General features: G+C 40.8%; 22 protein-coding genes and 2 pseudogenes. 20 read left to right on the top strand and 4 right to left on the bottom strand.

Translation table 11 applies throughout. From position 1 onward, the window contains the following. Positions 1 to 102 precede the first annotated feature (102 nt). Positions 103 to 375: pseudogene (locus ACTNB3_RS15135) on the bottom strand (Arm DNA-binding domain-containing protein); the annotation flags it as partial. Between the two features lie 32 nt (positions 376 to 407). Next, positions 408 to 602, bottom strand: a complete 195-nt coding sequence (locus ACTNB3_RS15130) for a DUF3173 domain-containing protein (protein ID WP_427819918.1) — start codon at positions 600 to 602, stop codon at positions 408 to 410. A gap of 256 nt (positions 603 to 858) precedes the next feature. Here ACTNB3_RS15130 and ACTNB3_RS15125 point away from each other — a divergent pair, with 256 nt between their 5' ends. The 3 genes from ACTNB3_RS15125 (at position 859) to ACTNB3_RS15115 (ending at position 2432) form a co-directional block, all read left to right on the top strand. Then, positions 859 to 1092: a hypothetical protein gene (locus ACTNB3_RS15125; RefSeq protein WP_427806935.1), complete on the top strand. Its 234-nt coding sequence runs from the start codon at positions 859 to 861 to the stop codon at positions 1090 to 1092. Beyond that, a complete protein-coding gene (locus ACTNB3_RS15120; protein ID WP_427806934.1) occupies positions 1092 to 1280 on the top strand; it encodes a helix-turn-helix domain-containing protein in 189 nt (62 codons plus the stop codon). Before ACTNB3_RS15125 ends, ACTNB3_RS15120 begins: the two co-directional genes overlap by 1 nt. A gap of 282 nt (positions 1281 to 1562) precedes the next feature. Beyond that, entirely contained in the window at positions 1563 to 2432 is an 870-nt protein-coding gene (locus ACTNB3_RS15115; RefSeq protein WP_427806933.1) for a CorA family divalent cation transporter, read from the top strand. A 142-nt stretch (positions 2433 to 2574) separates the two neighbouring features. Here ACTNB3_RS15115 and ACTNB3_RS15110 read toward each other — a convergent pair whose 3' ends face one another. Continuing rightward, on the bottom strand, positions 2575 to 2991 hold the full coding sequence (locus ACTNB3_RS15110) for an HdeD family acid-resistance protein (protein WP_441026690.1): 417 nt from the start codon (positions 2989 to 2991) through the stop codon (positions 2575 to 2577). Between the two features lie 50 nt (positions 2992 to 3041). Further along, positions 3042 to 3212 (bottom strand): Hsp20 family protein, encoded by a 171-nt coding sequence (locus ACTNB3_RS15105; RefSeq protein ID WP_427806937.1) that lies wholly within the window; start codon positions 3210 to 3212, stop codon positions 3042 to 3044. An 85-nt stretch (positions 3213 to 3297) separates the two neighbouring features. Between ACTNB3_RS15105 and ACTNB3_RS15100 the strand changes: the two genes are divergently transcribed. The 17 genes and pseudogenes from ACTNB3_RS15100 (at position 3298) to ACTNB3_RS15020 (ending at position 18979) form a co-directional block, all read left to right on the top strand. Next, positions 3298 to 3573, top strand: a complete 276-nt coding sequence (locus ACTNB3_RS15100; RefSeq protein ID WP_441026680.1) for a sensor histidine kinase — start codon at positions 3298 to 3300, stop codon at positions 3571 to 3573. A 13-nt stretch (positions 3574 to 3586) separates the two neighbouring features. Then, positions 3587 to 4276: a response regulator gene (locus ACTNB3_RS15095; protein ID WP_441026678.1), complete on the top strand. Its 690-nt coding sequence runs from the start codon at positions 3587 to 3589 to the stop codon at positions 4274 to 4276. Between the two features lie 649 nt (positions 4277 to 4925). Then, positions 4926 to 5228 carry a hypothetical protein gene (locus ACTNB3_RS15090; protein WP_441026676.1) on the top strand — a complete coding sequence of 101 codons (303 nt, stop codon included), beginning with the start codon at positions 4926 to 4928 and terminating at the stop codon, positions 5226 to 5228. A 38-nt stretch (positions 5229 to 5266) separates the two neighbouring features. Further along, positions 5267 to 5731: a hypothetical protein gene (locus ACTNB3_RS15085; RefSeq protein ID WP_441026674.1), complete on the top strand. Its 465-nt coding sequence runs from the start codon at positions 5267 to 5269 to the stop codon at positions 5729 to 5731. Positions 5732 to 6078: 347 nt separating this feature from the next. Beyond that, entirely contained in the window at positions 6079 to 6291 is a 213-nt protein-coding gene (locus tag ACTNB3_RS15080; RefSeq protein ID WP_427819923.1) for a FeoA family protein, read from the top strand. 13 nt (positions 6292 to 6304) lie between these two features. Further along, positions 6305 to 6526 carry a FeoA family protein gene (locus ACTNB3_RS15075; protein ID WP_427819924.1) on the top strand — a complete coding sequence of 74 codons (222 nt, stop codon included), beginning with the start codon at positions 6305 to 6307 and terminating at the stop codon, positions 6524 to 6526. 73 nt (positions 6527 to 6599) lie between these two features. Continuing rightward, the gene (gene feoB, locus ACTNB3_RS15070; RefSeq protein WP_441026672.1) at positions 6600 to 8774 is read left to right on the top strand and encodes a ferrous iron transport protein B; all 2175 of its coding nucleotides are present in this window, start codon (positions 6600 to 6602) and stop codon (positions 8772 to 8774) included. Positions 8775 to 8815: 41 nt separating this feature from the next. Continuing rightward, positions 8816 to 8962 carry a FeoB-associated Cys-rich membrane protein gene (locus ACTNB3_RS15065; protein WP_441026670.1) on the top strand — a complete coding sequence of 49 codons (147 nt, stop codon included), beginning with the start codon at positions 8816 to 8818 and terminating at the stop codon, positions 8960 to 8962. After that, the gene (locus tag ACTNB3_RS15060; protein ID WP_441026668.1) at positions 8949 to 9371 is read left to right on the top strand and encodes a transcriptional repressor; all 423 of its coding nucleotides are present in this window, start codon (positions 8949 to 8951) and stop codon (positions 9369 to 9371) included. Before ACTNB3_RS15065 ends, ACTNB3_RS15060 begins: the two co-directional genes overlap by 14 nt. Before the next feature lie 185 nt (positions 9372 to 9556). Further along, the gene (locus ACTNB3_RS15055; protein ID WP_427819926.1) at positions 9557 to 9697 is read left to right on the top strand and encodes a hypothetical protein; all 141 of its coding nucleotides are present in this window, start codon (positions 9557 to 9559) and stop codon (positions 9695 to 9697) included. A 402-nt stretch (positions 9698 to 10099) separates the two neighbouring features. Then, positions 10100 to 10855 carry an 8-oxo-dGTP diphosphatase gene (locus ACTNB3_RS15050; protein WP_441026666.1) on the top strand — a complete coding sequence of 252 codons (756 nt, stop codon included), beginning with the start codon at positions 10100 to 10102 and terminating at the stop codon, positions 10853 to 10855. Between the two features lie 29 nt (positions 10856 to 10884). After that, positions 10885 to 11472, top strand: a complete 588-nt coding sequence (locus ACTNB3_RS15045) for an SOS response-associated peptidase (protein ID WP_427819928.1) — start codon at positions 10885 to 10887, stop codon at positions 11470 to 11472. A gap of 551 nt (positions 11473 to 12023) precedes the next feature. Further along, on the top strand, positions 12024 to 13241 hold the full coding sequence (locus ACTNB3_RS15040) for a hypothetical protein (protein WP_441026664.1): 1218 nt from the start codon (positions 12024 to 12026) through the stop codon (positions 13239 to 13241). Beyond that, positions 13228 to 13417 (top strand): annotated as a pseudogene (locus tag ACTNB3_RS15035) (hypothetical protein); the annotation flags it as partial. The gene ACTNB3_RS15040 and the pseudogene ACTNB3_RS15035, both read left to right, overlap by 14 nt. A gap of 76 nt (positions 13418 to 13493) precedes the next feature. Next, positions 13494 to 16019 (top strand): hypothetical protein, encoded by a 2526-nt coding sequence (locus ACTNB3_RS15030; RefSeq protein ID WP_441026662.1) that lies wholly within the window; start codon positions 13494 to 13496, stop codon positions 16017 to 16019. Further along, the gene (locus ACTNB3_RS15025) at positions 15973 to 18483 is read left to right on the top strand and encodes an LPXTG cell wall anchor domain-containing protein (protein WP_441026660.1); all 2511 of its coding nucleotides are present in this window, start codon (positions 15973 to 15975) and stop codon (positions 18481 to 18483) included. Before ACTNB3_RS15030 ends, ACTNB3_RS15025 begins: the two co-directional genes overlap by 47 nt. Before the next feature lies 1 nt (position 18484). Continuing rightward, positions 18485 to 18979 (top strand): hypothetical protein, encoded by a 495-nt coding sequence (locus tag ACTNB3_RS15020; protein WP_441026658.1) that lies wholly within the window; start codon positions 18485 to 18487, stop codon positions 18977 to 18979. Positions 18980 to 19068 lie beyond the last annotated feature (89 nt).

Raw genomic sequence — 19068 nt, 5'->3', positions numbered from 1 at the left:
TATCTCTATTATACAGCAAGTAAACCATTTAGGCTTGTATTTACTGCAAAATATATGAACTTTTCAAGGTACTATAGAGGGGCTTTTGACCCCAATATCATACCTGTTCTTGTATGTACTTTCTTTTACCTGGGTTTTATACCAGGGAAGATAAATCTCCTGAATAAATTTTTTGAAAGTCACTTCCTCTTTCTTTTCCGTAAGCTCATCTGGTGTAGACAGAATAAGCTTTGAATATTCTGCCCGAGCCTCTTTCTTTGTTGCAAATCCACTGCGATATTTTTGTATTTGTTTCCCAGTTACAGGGTGTTTTCCTAAATTCGCTCTGAAATAATAGGTTCCGTTAGTTGCTTTCTTGATTGGATCTTTTGCCATGTTACACTCCTTCTCTAATGCAAGAAGTACACTTAGTTTTCAGTATCTGGCAAAGTGATTCCCAATAATTCCTCAACCGCTTCCTTTGGTACCCTGTTCAGTTTCTTTGATTGATAATAAGTATGGCCTTTGGCAATCATCAGCTTTTTCGCTTCTCGGATAATATCTGCTGAAAAAGAAGGACCATAACCTAACTTTATCAAATCACTTTTTGTTACTGTGATCATTCTGCTCCTTTCTACGGACAGGATAAAACTTCAATACCTGTCCATTATTATATCAAGTTTAGAGTAATTTTACTATTGTAAAATAGCCTGACGAAAAATGGTGTAAATCTCCCAGAAGCCAGTTCCTATGCCCTTCCCGGCCACGTAGAAGGCGTTACTATGTAATCTTAAAGCTGCAGGCACGCAATAAACGCAGGCACTATCTGCAGCACCTATATCAATCTTCTGAGAGGTGTATGCAATTATCAAACTGTTAATGAGAGAGCTAGATGGGTGCTATCCAGAATGGGACGAGATAAGGGATCAAAAACTTGTCGAGGCATTACTCTTATTGCGCGAGGATGAGAGAAAACTGATCTATCAGCATGTGTTTGAAGAACGGACGTTTGATGATATAAGCCGGATCAATGATTTGCCACCTTACAAGGTGAAAGGAATTTATTATTATGCAATCCGTAAGATCAGAAAATGGATGGGAGGTGTCAAGTGATGAATTTTGAAGAAGTGTTGTTCCGGGCAAAGATGGGAGACCATGTAGCTACTGAACAGATAGTAGAGATGTTCCGACCGTTGCTGATAAAGAACTCTTTGATTAATGGAAGATTTGATGAGGATCTGTACCAGGAGTTGAGAATTGAAGTATTGAAGTGTATTAGAAATTATCAGGAAATGGAGTAGCTTTTGATTAGCTTAGCATGATAATGAAGATAGAGCAGTAATTTTTATCGATGTAAAGATAAGGTTTCTGCTCTGTAATTTTTAATACACAGAGTTTTGCAGATTTGTTATCTGATGTATTTGTCGGATTTGGTTATTGTGCTTGTGATAACAGCAATATAAAGAATAAGGCATTTTAGTGGAATGAGGATTATGTGATAGTTCCTGCCATTTCGTATTTGCATTTCATAAAAATAAAGAGTATTCTGATTTACTAGAGAAGAATATTAGGAAGGAAGGAGAATGAGAGATTCTATGGTGAATATACATTTCCTTACGATTTTACGGGAAGATGAATTTCGTGAGTTGAAGAAAGATTTTCCGCATGATAACGAATTATTACACAGTATCAGATCAATCCGATACTGTAAAGCAGAAGTGTTTCGGGATTGTATTCTGGGAACCTTGCGAGTACCGGAAAAAAATGAAATACGTACACCGCATGTTGTCTGTGGATTTTACATGACAGATAAAGAACTTTTTTTAATTGAGGAGAGTGGGGAACTGAAACACTGGTTAGAGAAAAAGGAAGAACAGTTTCAGGAGCTGAAATCACCGGATCAGTTTCTTCTTAAGATGATGGAATTGATGATTGAAAATGATCTTCTATATTTGTTACATTTGGAAAAAGAAATTGAAAAGATGGAAGATCAGCTTATAAAAGGTGTTGCGGATAATTTCTTTTCGGTTCTTACAAAGTATCGACAGAAACTCTCTGAGCTGGATGCATATTATGAACAGCTGGCTATGATTGGTGATCTATTACAGTCTCAAGATGGACTGCCTATTATCCGTAATACAGAATCGTGGAATCGTTATGCACTCAGGACAGAACGATTGCATAACCATGTGCATTTGCTTAGAGAAAATATACTGCAGTTACGTGAATTGTATCAATCTCAGCAGGATGCACAACAGAATAAAATTATGTGTATATTGACAGTTGTGACAACCTTATTCCTGCCACTTACACTTTTGACTGGATGGTATGGTATGAATTTTGTGAATATGCCAGAGCTACAGTGGAAATACGGATATGTTGCAGTGATTGCAATTGCAGTAATAACAATTATTCTGGAACTCATTTATTTTAAAAAGAAAAAATTGTTGTAGGATAAGATTATCCGTAGAGAGTAAAAGATTATTTTCAGAATTAGGTATTCATTAAAAAGGCTGCACACAATTTTGTATGCAGCCGAATCTATATGAAGAGGTGCCTTTTTCCTCTTTGGCAATATTAGGTTTTGTTATATTTTTACAACCAGAAACGGTTGGAAAAGCATCCACGCATAACGGATACAATACCCTGAAGGAGCAGGAAAAATCCGATTACCCAAGCCATAGCTGCAATACTTGCAAATGGATGTGTGAATGACAGAAAACCAATCACAGTCAGCAGGATTCCAAGTACAGTAAACCAGCCCTTTACTCCCAGTTTTTGAAGGTCAAAGGAATGAACCAGTTTGGTGATACCTGAAAAAATCAGCCACATTCCTAAAATAAAGGAGATTGTCATTGCTGTAAACCATCCATTTCCCAAAATGAATAAAGACATCAGTACGGTCAGAATGCCGTCAGCAAGAAACCAGCCAGATCCTGCCATATAATCATGACTGGATGCAAATATCACGATATCTATAATGCCGGAAAACATCATGGCAACTCCTAAGATAATAGGAAGACCATAAACAGGCAGGGGTTTTATTCCCTGCCCGTTTGAGATTAACCTTCAATGGCAATATAATGGGAGCTGTTTTCTACTGCCGTCTTCTCTTTTGGAACAGTAAAGGAAAGAATACCATTTTCAAATTTCGGATGGATGTCTTCTCTCTGAACGTTATTTCCCACATAAAAGCTCCTGCTTGCATTTCCGGCATAACGCTCGCGGCGGATATATTTCCCTTCTTTATCTTTTTCATCTTTATCCAGACCTTTTGCAGATAATGCGGTGAAGTATACGCCTCCAGGCGGAGAGGTTGTGATATCTACAAAGAAAGAAAAAAGTTTTGTACATGTGCAGATCGCAGATAATGGAAAGGGAATTCCGGATGAAGATAAACCGCATATTTTTGAAATGTTTTATACGGCAAATAATGAAATAACGGATTCGAAACGGAGTCTGGGTCTTGGGCTTGCTCTTTGTAAATCAATTATCAATGCACATGGTGGGAAAATAATGGTTTATGATAATGAACCGAAAGGTGCCATTTTTGATTTTACGGTGCCTGCTGAGGAGGTAGAGATTCAAAAATAATTCAAATATATTAGTGGTAGAAGATGATGCTGCCATTCGCAGTCTTATCACAACCGCCCTTGAGACAGAAAACTATAAATATCATGTGGCAAAAAATGGGAATCAGGCGATTATGGAAGCTGCAACACAGGCACCGGAACTGATCCTGTTGGATCTGGGACTTCCTGACATAGATGGGGTTGATGTAATAAGAAAAATACGTACCTGGTCAACTGTTCTAATTACTGTGATAAGTGCCAGAAGTGAAGATAAAGATAAGATTGATGCCTTGGATGTCGGTGCTGATGATTATATTACCAAGCCATTTTCAACAGCGGAACTTCTTGCAAGAATCAGAGGAAACTATAGGAGAATTCAGTACATACAAAATAATCAGCAGGGGGGAGATCCTGTCTTTCATAATGGCAGTTTGACCATTGATTATCAAATGCAGACAGTATATGTGAAAGAGGAAGAAATTCATGCAACTCCAATTGAATATAAAATCTTATGCCTGTTGGCGAAAAACCTTGGAAGAGTGCTGACTCATACCCACATCGCGAAGGAAATATGGGGAAGTTCTTTGGAAGGAGACATTGCTTCACTTAGGGTTCATGTGGCAACTGTAAGAAAGAAAATAGAAAAGAAAGATAGCTCTAATAAATGTATCCAGACACATATAGGGATTGGCTATTGTATGGTGAAGCAGATAAAAAATAATTGACTGCACTAATCGTGATAGAGTTGGTTAATTAATTTTGAAGTATGGAGGAAGTATGTAGAAAAAAGAGCAGGAACAATTGCTTTTCGCGGGGAAATTAGGTTCCTGCTTTTTGCGTGTTTTACATGGATTTTTACTTGTTTTTCCGTTTGTTTTTGGGAGCATAATGAACAGAGCTTTTGTTTTCTACGGCACGCATACATTCATTGAAAAGTTTGTAGTATATAGGATAGGATAAACCAGATATCTGGGCAATCCAGTAAGGTGTTTTCCGTTGGAAGGATGTTTATAATTGGGATAAAAGAAAGACATGTGCTGTAGCACTGTAAAAATGCATTTTAGGAATTTGCTCTGCATAAGGAGCCGTCTGATTTATCAGGCGGCTCGGTGTCGTTAGGTGGAAAAATTGAATAATTATATTAAAATGATTAGGGTGTCAAAAGGTACACCCATCTCATTAAAATGAGATGGGTAAAACGAAAACAATGTGGAAAGTAGAATCCATAGAAGATTAGCTGTAGAGAAATGCCGACAGCATACTTGAAGGGCGGAGATTGAAATATGAAAAAACCTTATCCGATTTTTTTGCTGATAATACAGAAGCAGGAAAATTTCAGTATGATGGAATTCTTCTATTTATACAGAAGAGGATATGAATGCAGCTATAGAACTGATTAAAAAGGAATTCAATACTTGGGATGGTTGCGAACTGCATAGTATTTCCTATTCATCCGATGATGAATGTAGTGAATCTAACATTGCATGGATGAACGAGTTGGAAGAAGCTAATGATGCGAAGGAAACATTTACACAATGTATCATGTTCAAAATTGATTTTCATTCACCAAAAAAAGGTGGCGGAGCGTGGAATGCAGATGAAGAGTACACCGACTGGCAGTGGTGGCTGGCTCGTACGGATGGTGGTCAGTGGAAATTGATGACCTGGGGATATTGACAGAACTATATAATCGGAATTTAAGGAGAACATAGAGTGTGAAAAAAGCAGAACTGATTCTGGCAAACTTCGATGCCAGAATTCCTAAAATAGAAATTAAGCCGAAGAACACTGACTCAAAAGTGGTATTCTCATCAAAGATGTATGATGAAGAGAACGGAGAGAAAATTTCCGTAAAAATTCACTTTAGTAATGTTTCAGCAATTGATTTCAGAATCAATTTGTTCGACTGCATGATAGGTGCTGAAGCCTTTGGATTGTACTGTATTAGAGATAAAGGATTCATTGAATCTATCACGAGAGGAACTTTTGATAGACGAAAAGAAGTGTTTCTGTTAGAAGGCGATTACAACTATGATGAAGACGATGAACATGATATGCTGAATTGCTTTGATGTATTAGGCGACTTCAGTAAGAATATTGATGATTATGCTGCTTTCGTTCAGAATGTGGAGGGCGGTGAGTATATAATAATTGCAAAACAAGTGCGAGTTGAGCGATAACTTCTAGTTTGGTAGGTGGTTGAGCAGAGAGATAAATCAGCAATTGCCGCTCAAAAACGCTTCGCAACCAGAAAGAAAGCAAATCTTATGATGTATTTTCTTTCGTCTGGGGTAATATCTTGTAACGATGGTATGATGTGGTTTTTGTGGGATTCCCAATGTGATGGTATAGGGCACTTATAATCATCCATACTTTTTTGTCAAGGAAGTTCAGAATGGAAAAGGCACTGTCCATAAATGAAAATAATTATCAATTAAAGATATTGACATGAAAACTGAGTAAGTATATACTAACTTGCGTAAGGGATAACTGATAATTATTATTAGACAGTGAAAGCGGGTGGATTATGATGCCGTTAACAATGGCTGAAACCGGTCGGGAGATCCGGATCAGAAAAATCGGAGGAAAGGATGAGACAAGACGTTTTTTGGAAAGTCTGGGATTTGTGATGGGCGGATTCGTCACCGTTATATCAGAGATTAATGGAAATCTGATTGTGAAAGTGAAAGATTCGAGGGTGGCAATCAGCAGGGAAATGGCGAAGAAGATTATGATATAGGAGGGAATGAGACGTGGCTACATTAAGAGAAGCAAAGTGCGGTCAGACCGTAAAGGTCGTGAAAATTCATGGTGAGGGTGCCCTGAAGCGCAGAATCATGGATATGGGAATTACGAAGAATGTGGAAATCTACATAAGAAAAGTGGCACCGCTTGGAGATCCGATCGAGGTTACTGTCCGGGGATATGAGCTGTCCTTGAGAAAAGCGGATGCAGAAATGGTAGAGGTACAATAGTGCTTATTTTTTTGAGAAGAGGTTAGGGGAAACTAAAAATAATTTGCGGCGTATAATCGGAAAGGGGAAGAATATGAGAGTCAAAATTGCACTTGCAGGGAACCCGAACAGTGGAAAAACGACGCTGTTCAATGCACTTACCGGCTCAAACCAGTTTGTAGGTAACTGGCCGGGAGTAACGGTAGAGAAAAAAGAAGGAAAAATCAAAGGATATACAACGAAAGGCGAGGAAGCCATACTGGTGGATCTTCCGGGTATCTATTCTTTGTCACCGTACACGCTGGAAGAAGTGGTATCCAGAAATTTCCTGATCGGTGAAAAACCGGATGCGATCATCAATATCATCGATGGAACGAATCTGGAGAGAAACCTGTATCTGACCACACAGCTTACGGAAATTGGAATTCCGGTAATTATTGCTGTAAATATGATGGATCTGGTAAGAAAGAATGGAGAAGAACTGGACATCGACCGTCTTTCCAAAGACACCGGCTGTAAGGTCGTTGAGATTTCCGCACTTAAGGGTGAAGGAATCGACCAGCTGATTCGCAGGGCGGTTGCAATTGCGAAAAGCGGGAAAAATGTACAGCCGGCGCATAAGTTTGAGGGATGCGTAGAACATGCAATTGCGCATATTGAAGAAGCGATCTCGGGACATGTAGATGAAAGTATGGAACGCTGGTATGCTGTGAAATTGTTTGAACGGGATGAAAAAGTGCGCGAAAGCCTGAATCTTGCGAAAGAACTTCTCGATCATATCGAAGAAGACATTGTAAGCTGCGAAAAAGAGATGGAGGATGATGCGGAAAGTATCATTACCGGAGAACGTTATAACTACATTGGAAGTATGATTGAAGATTGTTATAAAAAACGTGTAAAAAAACAGATGTCGGTGTCAGATAAAATCGACAGCGTCGTAACCAATCGTTTCTTTGCACTTCCGATTTTTGCAGCTGTGATGTTTATTGTTTATTATGTGTCTGTTACTACCGTGGGAACCATTTTGACAGACTGGACCAATGATACGTTGTTTGGCGAATGGATCATTCCTGCGGCACGGAGTGGTCTGGAAACCATCGGCTGTGCGGACTGGTTAACAGGTCTTTTAGTCGACGGTATTGTCAGTGGCGTTGGCGCAGTGCTTGGATTTGTTCCTCAGATGCTTGTATTGTTCCTTTTCCTTGCATTCCTGGAAGGTTGTGGATATATGGCACGTATCGCATTTATTATGGATAGAATTTTCCGCAAATTTGGTCTTTCCGGAAAATCTTTTATCCCGATGCTGATCGGTACCGGATGTGGCGTTCCGGGGGTTATGGCTTCCAGAACGATTGAAAATGACAGAGACCGTAAGATGACGATTATGACTACGACGTTTATTCCGTGCGGTGCGAAGCTTCCGATTATTGCGTTGATTGCAGGAGCCTTATTTGACGGAGCTGCATGGGTGGCACCAAGTGCATATTTTGTTGGAATCGCTGCAATTATCTGTTCCGGTATTATTTTAAAGAAAACGAAAATGTTCGCAGGGGACCCGGCACCGTTTGTGATGGAACTTCCGGCTTATCATTTGCCGACGGTAGGGAATGTACTTAGAAGTACGTGGGAGCGTGGCTGGTCCTTTATTAAAAAAGCAGGAACGATTATTCTTCTCTCTACGATTGTTATCTGGTTTGCGCAGAGCTTCGGATTCGAAAGCGGAAGCTTTGGTATGGTAGAGGATATGAATCACAGTATTCTGGCAGCCCTTGGCTCAGCCATTGCATGGATCTTTACGCCGCTCGGATGGGGCGACTGGAAAGCGGCAGTGGCTGCAATTACAGGACTTGTAGCGAAGGAAAATGTAGTCGGAACATTCGGTATTCTGTACGGATTTGGAGAAGTGGCAGAAGACGGAGCAGAGATCTGGGGAAGCCTTGCCGGATCTATGACAGCAGTGGCAGCGTATTCATTCCTGATCTTTAATCTGCTGTGTGCACCTTGTTTTGCTGCGATGGGAGCAATCAAAAGAGAGATGAACAATGTAAAATGGTTCTGGTTTGCCATAGGATATCAGACGATTCTCGCGTATGCAGCATCCCTGTGTGTATACCAGGTTGGAACTTTAATCACGGCAGGTACATTTGGAATCGGGACAGTTGTGGCATTTATCATCATTGCCTGCTTTTTGTATCTGTTGTTCCGTCCTTATAAGGAAAGCCAGAATCTTACTGTGCCGAAAAGCGTAGCCGGTAAAGTAAGAGCATAACAGGAATCATTTGCAATAAATAATAAGGAGGCACAGAGTTTATGGGAACAGCAGTCGTATTTGTTTTACTTGTGGGAGTAGTAGGAATGATTATACGAAGCATGATTAAGGATAAAAAAGCCGGGAAATCCTTACAGTGCGGACAAAATTGCAATCACTGCAGCGGACATTGCCATGGAAGATCATAAAATAAAAAAAGACTATGCGATAGAGTGTCTCAGAAAACAGGGGTTTCGGATTACAAAGCAAAGGAAAATATTAATTGATATTATTCTGAACGAATGCTGCAGCTGCTGTAAAGAAGTATATATTCTCGCCGCGAAGAAAGATCCGGGAATCGGGATCGCAACAGTCTATCGGACGGTTGATGCGCTTGAAAGAATCGGGGCTCTGAAACGTGGAGCCGCATATCAGTTGTGTGATCATGAAAACAGGGGATGCCAATGCTGTCTGGTAGAACTGGAAGACAGTTCTACGATTAAGCTGGATTGCAACTCCATGGAAAAGATCATTAAGAGCGGAATGAAAAACAGCGGTCTTTCCAATGGGAAAAAAGTAGTAGGAATCACGTGGGTGCAGGCGGAGGATAATTTGTGATTCCAGTCAATCGAAATGAAATACTCTGATCGAATGCGCGTTGTGAAAGCATATAATTATGTTTTCTCGACGCGTATTTTTTATGCAAATAGTCAGCTAAAACCATACGAAATAGCAGAGAGAGTTTTTTCAATGTTTCTTTAAACTTTTATGTTATAATCAAATAATAGTGGAGCTGTACCAGTATGAAAATATTGCTTGTTGAAGATGAAAAAAGGATGGCGCAGGCATTATGTCAGATCCTGCGCCTTGAAAATTATGAGGTGGATCACTGTGCGGATGGGCTTTCCGGTCTGGAAGCCATTGAAACAGACATACAAACATAAAATGAAGGAAGGAATAATCTATGTTACCAACAAGAGAATGAGTGATGTGAAGAAAAGATATGGATCATATCCTCAGAACAAGTGGAATTTTAACATAAGATTGATGCATTACTTTGAGGAGAAAATGGATAGGGACATATCATTATTCAAAAAGGCCGAAAAAATATCAGATATTACGTAAAAGATTACGAAAATTTTCTTTATAAAATGGATTGATTTACACCAGATTGGGGTGCTTGTGAATTCAAGTCCCCTTTTTTAATGCAAAGCCCCAAAATCGGGGTACCGGGTGGAATTTCTATGGGGTAAATAATGGTATGCAAGAGAACCAAAAAATGTAAAATAAAATCAGGTGTTTAGGGAATTATAAAAAAGATGGAAGAATAGAAGGGGATGGTACCGTTGTCGCGGAAAAATCATGAGATGATTGATGGAAAACTTCTTCAGACGGATAAAAAATATTCGCATCTGAAGCTGAAACAGAAAGAAAAAATAGCCGAATGGATGTATCTGGAGACAAAAGCATATTACGAAAAGAATTATACATTTCCCGGAGATAAGTACATCGAGGAAGTCATCTTCAAAGTATACGATCGGATCGTAGAAGCGGATATCTGGATCCCATATGGCGAAGTTGCAAAACACTATAAGAAAAAGAGGTCTGATATTAATAAACGTGTGAGACGCGACCTTAACCAATATGAGGAGAAGAAAACGGAAACAGTCTGCTTCATGAATATGTGTATGGTGCAGGATGGGCAAGGAAATGTACTTGCGCTGGATAAAGTAAACGACAGTTATATAGGAACGACGTTCCCGGGTGGGCATGTAGAACAAGGAGAAAGCTTTACAGATGCTGTTATTCGTGAAATATTCGAAGAGACTGGACTTACGATTGAAAATCCCATATTCTGTGGCATATATCATTGGGATAAATCAAATACTCATCATGTGATATTCCTGTATAAAACGAATCGGTATTCAGGAACATTACATAGCTCTGAGGAAGGAAGCGTTTACTGGATTCCGATAGAAGCGTTCAAAGAAAAGGAACTTGCCACAGGAATGGACTATGTCCTGCAGATGATGGAGTCTGAACAGATCAATGAGTGCTATATGCATCTGAAAGATGAGAAATATATGGGAACTTTGTATTAGGATGTGCATTAATAACGAGGAAAAAGATAATGTGTGGACGATATTATGTGGATAATGATACAGCTAAAGAAATAGAAAAGGTGGTCCGGGAGGTAGATGAGAAGCTTAGAAGAGAACGGACCGGTGATATTTATCCCTCTCACTTGGCCACGGTAATCATTGGAAGAAAGCCATATCTTACGGCAGAAGAAATGTCATGGGGCTTCCCGCAATATCAGAAAAAAGGGCTGCTGATCAATGCAAGAGCGGAGACTGTTTTGGAAAGAAAGACGTTCCGGGATAGTGTGCTGCACAGACGCTGCATCATTCCGGCAAAACAGTTCTATGAATGGGATCCGGATAAGAATAAAGTGACATTCCTTAGAGAAAACCAGCCTGTCTTATTCATGGCTGGATTTTACAATCGATTTCAGGATGAAGATCATTTCATTATCTTAACCACTCAGGCAAATGAATCGGTTAGTCCTGTGCATCATCGGATGCCTTTGATACTGGACAGATCTGAATTGGAAGACTGGGTATATGAAAATACGTTTCTGGAATTTGCCCTGCATAAGACGATGCCGCCGCTAATGCGCAGGCAGGAATATGAACAACAGAGTTTATGTTTTATGTAAAAAAAGTGTAATTTCAAGTGACAAAAATGAAATAGTGACATTTCCTGTGACAACAATCGTATATTTAAGAAAAATAGATAATACGCCTTGTTTTCCGCAAAAAAATAGTATAATGAAACAATACGTTGAGTGTTGATGAAATGGATTATTATGTCATTTTATATTTCGGCCAATCTTTCCCGTGTCAATGAAAGCATTTCACGTTCCTGTCGGATCTGAACATCAATATCTATGTTTTTTAAGTCGTTTAAACGCGGCGTTTTTCGGAATTTGTGATAATTCTAAGTGCAGTGTTACTGATAACGAAAGATGAGAGTTATTTGAAGGAGAAAAAAGCTATGAAAGCAAAGAAGTTTATAAGTCTGTTTTTGGCAACGGTTATGGTATTAAGTTTAGCTGCCTGCGGGAAATCCGGTACTGAATGAAAAAGAGGTTATCGAAAACGCGGATGGGATTGGTGGAGCCGATTGATATGATTGCCTTTGAACAGCCTGTTCGAAGAGTTTTGGGGCTGGAATCTGGAGGAAAGAAATAGAGAGACTGGGGGGAATATGTTAAACGATCGTTTCGCACCCTATATCCAGTCGCAGCTGCCGGATGTGAACATCGAATTTATTGTGGGCAATAATGATCTGGATTTTTATAAATTTATGAATGAAAATGGAGAATTGCCCGATATCATCACCTGCCACCGCTTTTCCTTACATGATGCGGCGGACTTGAAGGATCAACTGTTGGATCTGTCCACGACCGAGGAGGCAGGCGCGATCTATGAATCCTATATCGACAATTTTACCAATTCGGACGGAACGGTCAACTGGCTTCCAATCTGTGGTACGGTAGACGGTCTTGTAGCCAACCGGGCTCTATTTGAGGAATATGATATCCCGCTGCCAACGGATTATGACAGCATGGTTTCTGCCTGTCAGTCATTTGAAGAGAAAGGGATCCGTGGATTTGTTGCGGACTTTGTTTATGATTATACCTGTATGGAAGTGTTTCAGGGGCTGTCCATTCCGGAGATCACATCTATGGAAGGGCGTATGTGGCGCAGCGATTACGAAAATCCGTCAGAAGATTCGGTGGGACTGGATCAAGATGTATGGCTGGGAGCGTTTGAGAGTATGGAACAATTTATAAAGGATGTGAACATTTTTTCTACGGATCTGGAGAAGGATACGAAACGGCAGAAAAAAGCAATGCAGGTGCTGGAGGTTATGCTTTCAGAAGAAGGTCAGAATCATTTTGCAAATGGAGAGGATGTTGTATCAAAGATGATAGAGGGGGAATATGACGCAAAGCAGGCTTATGAGGCGTTTGATGCACAGCTGAAGCAGCCGAAGGAGGATACTGCCGAGACGGTATTGTCCATCAATCGAAGTTATTCCCGCATATTCCACAAAAAAGGCGGCAATGAATCCTATTCCGCTATGGCAAATACTTTGCGCGGATTTTATGGCAGCGATGTACTGATTGCACCTGCGTACAGCTTTACGGGCTCTTTATTCAAAGCGGATTATACCGAGAAGATGGTTGGCAACATGATTATGCCGAATTCGCTGGAGGCATACCAGTGTGAAATGGATGGAACGAAGCTAAAGGAATATCTGAAATCCGGTGTTGAAGGAGTTGAAGAGGGATTTCGACCATTTAACCGCGGTTCCCTGCCTACGGTCAGCCACAGATTATGGTGTTTGCTACACCTGCTGTTTCCGGAATTTACGAAGGATTTGAATATGAGATCATCGCAGTCAGTTTTATACTCGTGATAGTGTTACAAAAATGTTAATACATGTCGGAATGGACTGTCTCAGGTAAAGAGGCGGTTCTGCGTGCAAAACAGGCAATCGAGGTAAACGACGCGTTCCATGCGTATATTATCGACTGGCGACTGCCCGATATGAACGGGATAGAGGTGACGCGGCAGATAAGAAGTTTTAGAGATGCTGAAAAAAGTGTTTGATTGAGGATTATTTGTTCAATTCGGTTATTTACCCCTATATAACGAGGAGGAAGCGGTTATGAAAAAAAGATTTCTGAAAAAAATGACGGCGGCTTTGCTGAGCCTGAGCCTTGCGTTTTCAGCGATGCCTCTCTCAGCAATTGCCGAAGAAGCGGAAGATACCGCGAGTGCGCCGGCGGTCAAGGAAAATGTATTTGCGAAGACGGGAACCACTTTTGGTATTAATAAACTTTACTCTACCGGACTTTCTCTTTGCGGTACGGTGCTTGTTAAAGTGGCCAACGCAACCGGAGATGAAGATTTTAAGAAGGTAGCTTCGATGCTGAATACGTGGGTTTTCGGAGGAAGCAGTACCGGACAGACACTGGCTGAGATTCAGGCACTTTGCAACGAGATCCTGAATGAGGTAAAGGTCATAGACCAGCATCTTACGGATTATAATGCGGAAATAGAACAGACGCTTGCGAATTCTGATTATACAGCGGCAAAGAATGCACTCAATCAGCAGTGGCGCCAGGATGTTGAAATATATGAATCTTTATATAATGTCGATAGTGCATTAGAAGCTTATATGGCGTATATGGAAAAAGCAAAGGCCTATAATGATGGTGCGATAGCGATTGAGGAGGTGAATGAGAGTAAAGAAGACCTGTATCAAGCTTTCAGTGAGGTTTATCAAGCGAAAGCATATGCCTTTGGAGACGAAGAAGAAGAGGAGATTCGCGAAATCATATTCGGGGATCGTACGATTGACGGAGTATTCAAATCAGTTATTAGGAAGATGACCGATGCTCTTGGAAATGAGAAGAATTACGCGGATGCCGCGGCACAATTTGCATACAAGGCTTACGGATTTTCGGATGATCAGTATAATTACATTATTACAAGCATTGACAAACAATTTATGGAAATCATTAAGCTGGAATTGATGTATGAAGAGTTCCTGTCACAGCGTGGAGATTATTTTGAAGAGAAATACGATGATGATGATGAGATCTGGAACAATTACGCGAATTGGGCTAAGGATCTAAATACTCTGAATGATGATGTTGCCAAAGCTATGAATTCCATGTTGGACAGGGAGGTTGTAGTCAGTGAATCCGCAGCCGGATCGATTCGTCTTAAGCTGGAGGAGTTTGTTAAATCCGGAGATTTCGCAACGGTTAATCTGGAGAACGAAGATTACATAAGTGAATTTACTTCTGATGACTATGTGGCAGAGCAAACTATAAGCGACGCTTATGGTTTGGCAGATGGGAATAATACAAACTTATTTGATGATGTTTCATCATCTTCCAATGTAACCGGTTCATACATGAAATTTAACAGGATAGCGGTTCCCGTTCAAAAAACAGAAGCAAATCCGTCAGGAATGGATATTTACTATGTTTTTGATCTTTCACAAAACGGCAATTCATCATGGACTTCAGGTGATCCTGTTCCGGAGAATCTGCGATTGATTAATATGGATCATAAAGAAGATTATGCTGCGTCAAAGGATGTCCATGTGCCGAGCTGCGATTTCTTTAATTTAACAAGAGGAAGCTACAGTGACGGTCTGCAGAACTTCAGTTGTGTAGTGATGAATTCGGATTGTCACAGTTTATTTGCGACACCGGTATTCAGCGCTTTGGACAGCATACCGGCAAACTATTTGCAGGAATATCTGTTACAGGCAGACGATGCGAAAACATATTTTGTTTTCCCGCAGTATGATATGAGTCTTGGCGGCGCATTTGGCACAGACTATCCGATTTTCTATCTGGCAGATACGAAAAGTCAGCACCCCGGAACGGATCTTGAGATTACGCAATTGAATGCAAGTGATATTCAGCCGGATAGGGAAAATGGATTATACGATACAACGGCATATTCGGTCATCCTGAAGCAGGACAGAGAAAGTGACGGTGATGGATACTACAAAACAAAAATCGATACCGCTGTAGCAGGGTCGGGAATTGCAGAAATCGCATTGCTGTCAGAAGATGGAACTACTACAAGTGAAGCGGTTACGGTTTCTGCCGGGCAGGAAGTAACATTAAAATTTAAAATAGGAGAACGTACGACATTTGAATCCCTTACACTGCAAAGACATAATGATTACGATAATCCGACGAAAGTAACCTCTGAGGAAACCATCCTGAAAAAAGAGCAGATCAACAATCTGATTCCGGATGCAGACGGATATATTACGTATACATATCCGGCTCCTTACTCCAACGCAACGTTTGTGCTGAATACATGCGGAGGCTTTAAAGTGTATACGGAGGGCACAAATCAGATATTTGATGATGCAATCACGCTAGATTCTTACAGCAATGTTTTTAAAGAAGGAGAGACCGTTGTTTTTTATGTAAGGGACAACGTGAAGAGTGTTGGCTATTATGAGGGTGACACATATAAGGAAATCCAGTTAAAAACAAATTATGAAGGCGACAGAAAGGGAAGCTTTGTAATGCCGGGACATGATATCACATTATACTATGAAGCAGTATGTGTGGATCATCCTTATGACAACGGATTCTGTATGACCTGTGGTGAGTATCAGCCGGCAGTTTATAACAAATCAACGGGCAATTATTGAGGAAGCCAGACCGGATGCACATGGTGTTCTTGTATCCGATATTTCGCTTAAAAATCCGGCAGATGAGAAATACGAATGGAAAGCAATCGTAGAATTCAGAGGATACTTTGACGGACAGGGACATACCATTTCTGATTATAGAATGACTAAGGCGAATTCGGATACCGGATTTTTCCAGAGCCTTGTCACGGCACCGGAAGTGAGTGAGGAATCAGAAAAAGCGACGCTGAAGAATTTTACCTTGAAAGGAAATCTAACTACAACGGGCAGTACAAGCAGTGCTGTAGGCGGTGTTGTGGGAACAACTTCCGGCGGTGTGATCAAGAGAGTAAATTCTCATGTTAATATCATATCCGGAATGCTGTATGGCGCAGGTGGAATTGCAGGACAGATCAATGCACAGACATCGATACAGGAGTGTACATATTCCGGACGTATTGTTCTGAATATGGACTTTTATGGTGCAGGTGGAATCGTTGGTGTTGTATATCAGGATGATTCCTATCCGGGCTGCACAATCATTAAAAACTGTGCGAACTATGGGGAAATTGACTATTATACGGCCGAAAACGTGGGTGGATCCGGATGTTCAGGCGGCATTGCCGGTCTGATTAATATGAGCGGAAAAGACATCATTCTGTCGGATTGTTATAACTATGGACAGGTTTCTACACAGAGAATGGATTATTATGGTACAATCTCCGGAACCATTCATGCGAAGAAAGATGGAATTGAGAACTGCTATTATCTTGACACAATAGGAAGCAAGCCGTTTTTGGGAGATTCGGATATTGTAAATGACAATACACTTGCACTGGCGAAGACGGCAGGAGAGTTTAAGAGCGGTGAGGAAGCATATCTTCTGAACCGGGAAGTGACTGATGGAACACAGGTATGGTATCAGAATATTGATAATGGAAAAACACCGGATGACTACCCGGTGCTTGACAATACGCATGGTACTGTATACCGTTTGAGCGACGGAACCTATTCAAACTATGATACCGAGCCTGAGAAAGAAACATATGAGATCTACACGTTTGAAGATTTTAAGAAGATTCCGGAAATTGTCAAGAAGAATAACAGAGCTGATTTCAAACTGATGAATACCATTTTCGGAAATGGTGAAACATTAACAGAATTGATCGGATCAGCGGAATTGCCATACAATGGTACATTTGATGGACAAGGATATTACGTCTATCGGTTTGATATGAAGCCGACTGATGGGGACGCAGCACTTTTTGACACCATTGGTTCCATGGGAACCGTCAAGAACCTCGGTATCTTTTACCAGACTGTTGAAGGAGGGAAGGCAGCAGGAATTGCCCTTACCAATTATGGATTGATCGATGAATGTATCAGCGGATCAAATCTTTCCGGAAGTTTTGTAGACAAATTATCAGGAGAAACCCTTCCGTTATCCGAAACAACAACCTTTGTAAAAGGTAAGTCCATGGCGGGCGGTGTTGTTGTTGAAAATAAAGGAGTGATACGAAATACCGCAAACTATGCAGAGGCTACGGCAGCTTCTTCGGACGGAATTGCCGGTGGAATTGCTGTAATCAATAGTGGAACCATAGAAAACTGTCTGAGTATGGGAAAACTGAAAACGGGTGAAAACGGAATCGCAGGCGGAATTACCGGAACACTGACAGGAAACGGAATCATTCATATAGCATACTGTGCTTCTGCATCAATAGAAGCTAAGACCGTTGGGGCTGTCTGTGGGCAAAATGAAACGGCGTCTGCCCGAAGTGGCGAAGGAGCAATCTCAGATACGTTCTACCTGAATACATTATTCGGAGGGGAAGAACAGGGAACAGCAAAGGCAAAAGAAGAGATGAGATCGGATGCTTTCAAGGATGAACTGAATACTCTGACGGAAGGAAAAGAGGGACTTTGCAGATGGACAAGGTCAGATTCAAAGAATTCTGCTTATCCGAAGATTTTATCTTCTCTGGTAGTGGAAACAGAATTAATCAATGCATCGAAAGGACTTACGGTAAAAGGCCTTATGCACAAAGATACCAAGCTTCAGCTGACGGAACTGGATAAGAAAAATGAAATTTACAAGGCTTTCCAGAAGTATGTGGAGAATTCAGACAGACAGATCCTCTATTGTGGAGAACCGGCGTTGGTATACGAAGACGGACAGCCGGCTGCCTATGAAGAAACACTGAAGCTGAAACTGGATCTGTCAAAATACCGCGGAAAAGATTATAAAGTCCTTGTTTACCGAAACGATAAAGTAGAAGAACTGGCAATCAATCAGCAGATGATTGCTTCCAAAGAAGTAGAAGAACTTGCTCCTTTTGCCGTATTGGCGAAAAAGAGCATCTTGTCTCAGGTGGTAAAAACAGGAGATACCAGTAATCTGCTCCTTTGGTTAGGAATTTTTATCCTGGCAGGTTCTGCATCGGCAGGTATCCTTTACTGGAGAAGAAAGAAAGCAAGTAAATAAAATGAAAAGAAAAACTAAAACAATCATAATCATTATCTTTATTGCGGCTGCCATAGCAGCCGCAGGAATCTTCTGGTTTATGATGAATCATAAGAAAGATGAAGCAAAACATACATCTGCCCAGGTCGTTGCATGGGATGTGGATATCGAACCGGAAAAACCCGCTGAGGGAAAACAGATTATGATACCGGGATATACAAGTATGGTCATGAAAGCGAATACGAAAGAGCAGACCGTAAGTATCGGCAATCCGGCAGATAATACATGTAATTTTATAATCGTACTGAAGCTTGCAGACGGAACGAAACTCTTTGAGTCTCAGGAGTTAAAACCAGGAGAAGGTCTGGAGGAAATTTCCATCGAACAGGAACTTGAAACAGGAGAGTATCAGGCGGTTATAGAATATAAATGCTACGCCATCGAGGACAACAGTCCGTTAAATGGCGGAAGCACAGAGTTTCAATTGTATGTGAAGGTAGTGTCAAGTAATCTATGAAAAACTGGGCCGAAAAAAACAGGCTCAAACGAACCTTGAAAATTGCAAATATATAAGACGGAAGGCCCTCCGGGGGCTCAGGGCGCTGC

The organism is Bariatricus sp. HCP28S3_D3 (genome assembly GCF_052065755.1).
Lineage (GTDB): Bacteria > Bacillota > Clostridia > Lachnospirales > Lachnospiraceae > Allocoprococcus.
This window is presented reverse-complemented; position numbering and strand designations above follow the sequence as displayed.

Bases quoted from the DNA above. Each gene is read 5' to 3' on its own strand.
- ACTNB3_RS15080 (WP_427819923.1), top strand. From the start codon at position 6,079: ATGATGCCGTTAACAATGGCTGAAACCGGTCGGGAGATCCGGATCAGA.
- ACTNB3_RS15055 (WP_427819926.1), top strand. From the start codon at position 9,557: ATGAAAATATTGCTTGTTGAAGATGAAAAAAGGATGGCGCAGGCATTA.
- ACTNB3_RS15020 (WP_441026658.1), top strand. From the start codon at position 18,485: ATGAAAAGAAAAACTAAAACAATCATAATCATTATCTTTATTGCGGCT.
- ACTNB3_RS15120 (WP_427806934.1), top strand. From the start codon at position 1,092: ATGAATTTTGAAGAAGTGTTGTTCCGGGCAAAGATGGGAGACCATGTA.
- ACTNB3_RS15115 (WP_427806933.1), top strand. From the start codon at position 1,563: ATGAGAGATTCTATGGTGAATATACATTTCCTTACGATTTTACGGGAA.
- ACTNB3_RS15030 (WP_441026662.1), top strand. From the start codon at position 13,494: ATGAAAAAAAGATTTCTGAAAAAAATGACGGCGGCTTTGCTGAGCCTG.
- ACTNB3_RS15045 (WP_427819928.1), top strand. From the start codon at position 10,885: ATGTGTGGACGATATTATGTGGATAATGATACAGCTAAAGAAATAGAA.
- ACTNB3_RS15090 (WP_441026676.1), top strand. From the start codon at position 4,926: ATGAATGCAGCTATAGAACTGATTAAAAAGGAATTCAATACTTGGGAT.
- ACTNB3_RS15065 (WP_441026670.1), top strand. From the start codon at position 8,816: ATGGGAACAGCAGTCGTATTTGTTTTACTTGTGGGAGTAGTAGGAATG.
- ACTNB3_RS15040 (WP_441026664.1), top strand. From the start codon at position 12,024: ATGTTAAACGATCGTTTCGCACCCTATATCCAGTCGCAGCTGCCGGAT.
- ACTNB3_RS15060 (WP_441026668.1), top strand. From the start codon at position 8,949: ATGGAAGATCATAAAATAAAAAAAGACTATGCGATAGAGTGTCTCAGA.
- ACTNB3_RS15125 (WP_427806935.1), top strand. From the start codon at position 859: ATGAGAGAGCTAGATGGGTGCTATCCAGAATGGGACGAGATAAGGGAT.
- ACTNB3_RS15130 (WP_427819918.1), bottom strand. From the start codon at position 602: ATGATCACAGTAACAAAAAGTGATTTGATAAAGTTAGGTTATGGTCCT.
- feoB (WP_441026672.1), top strand. From the start codon at position 6,600: ATGAGAGTCAAAATTGCACTTGCAGGGAACCCGAACAGTGGAAAAACG.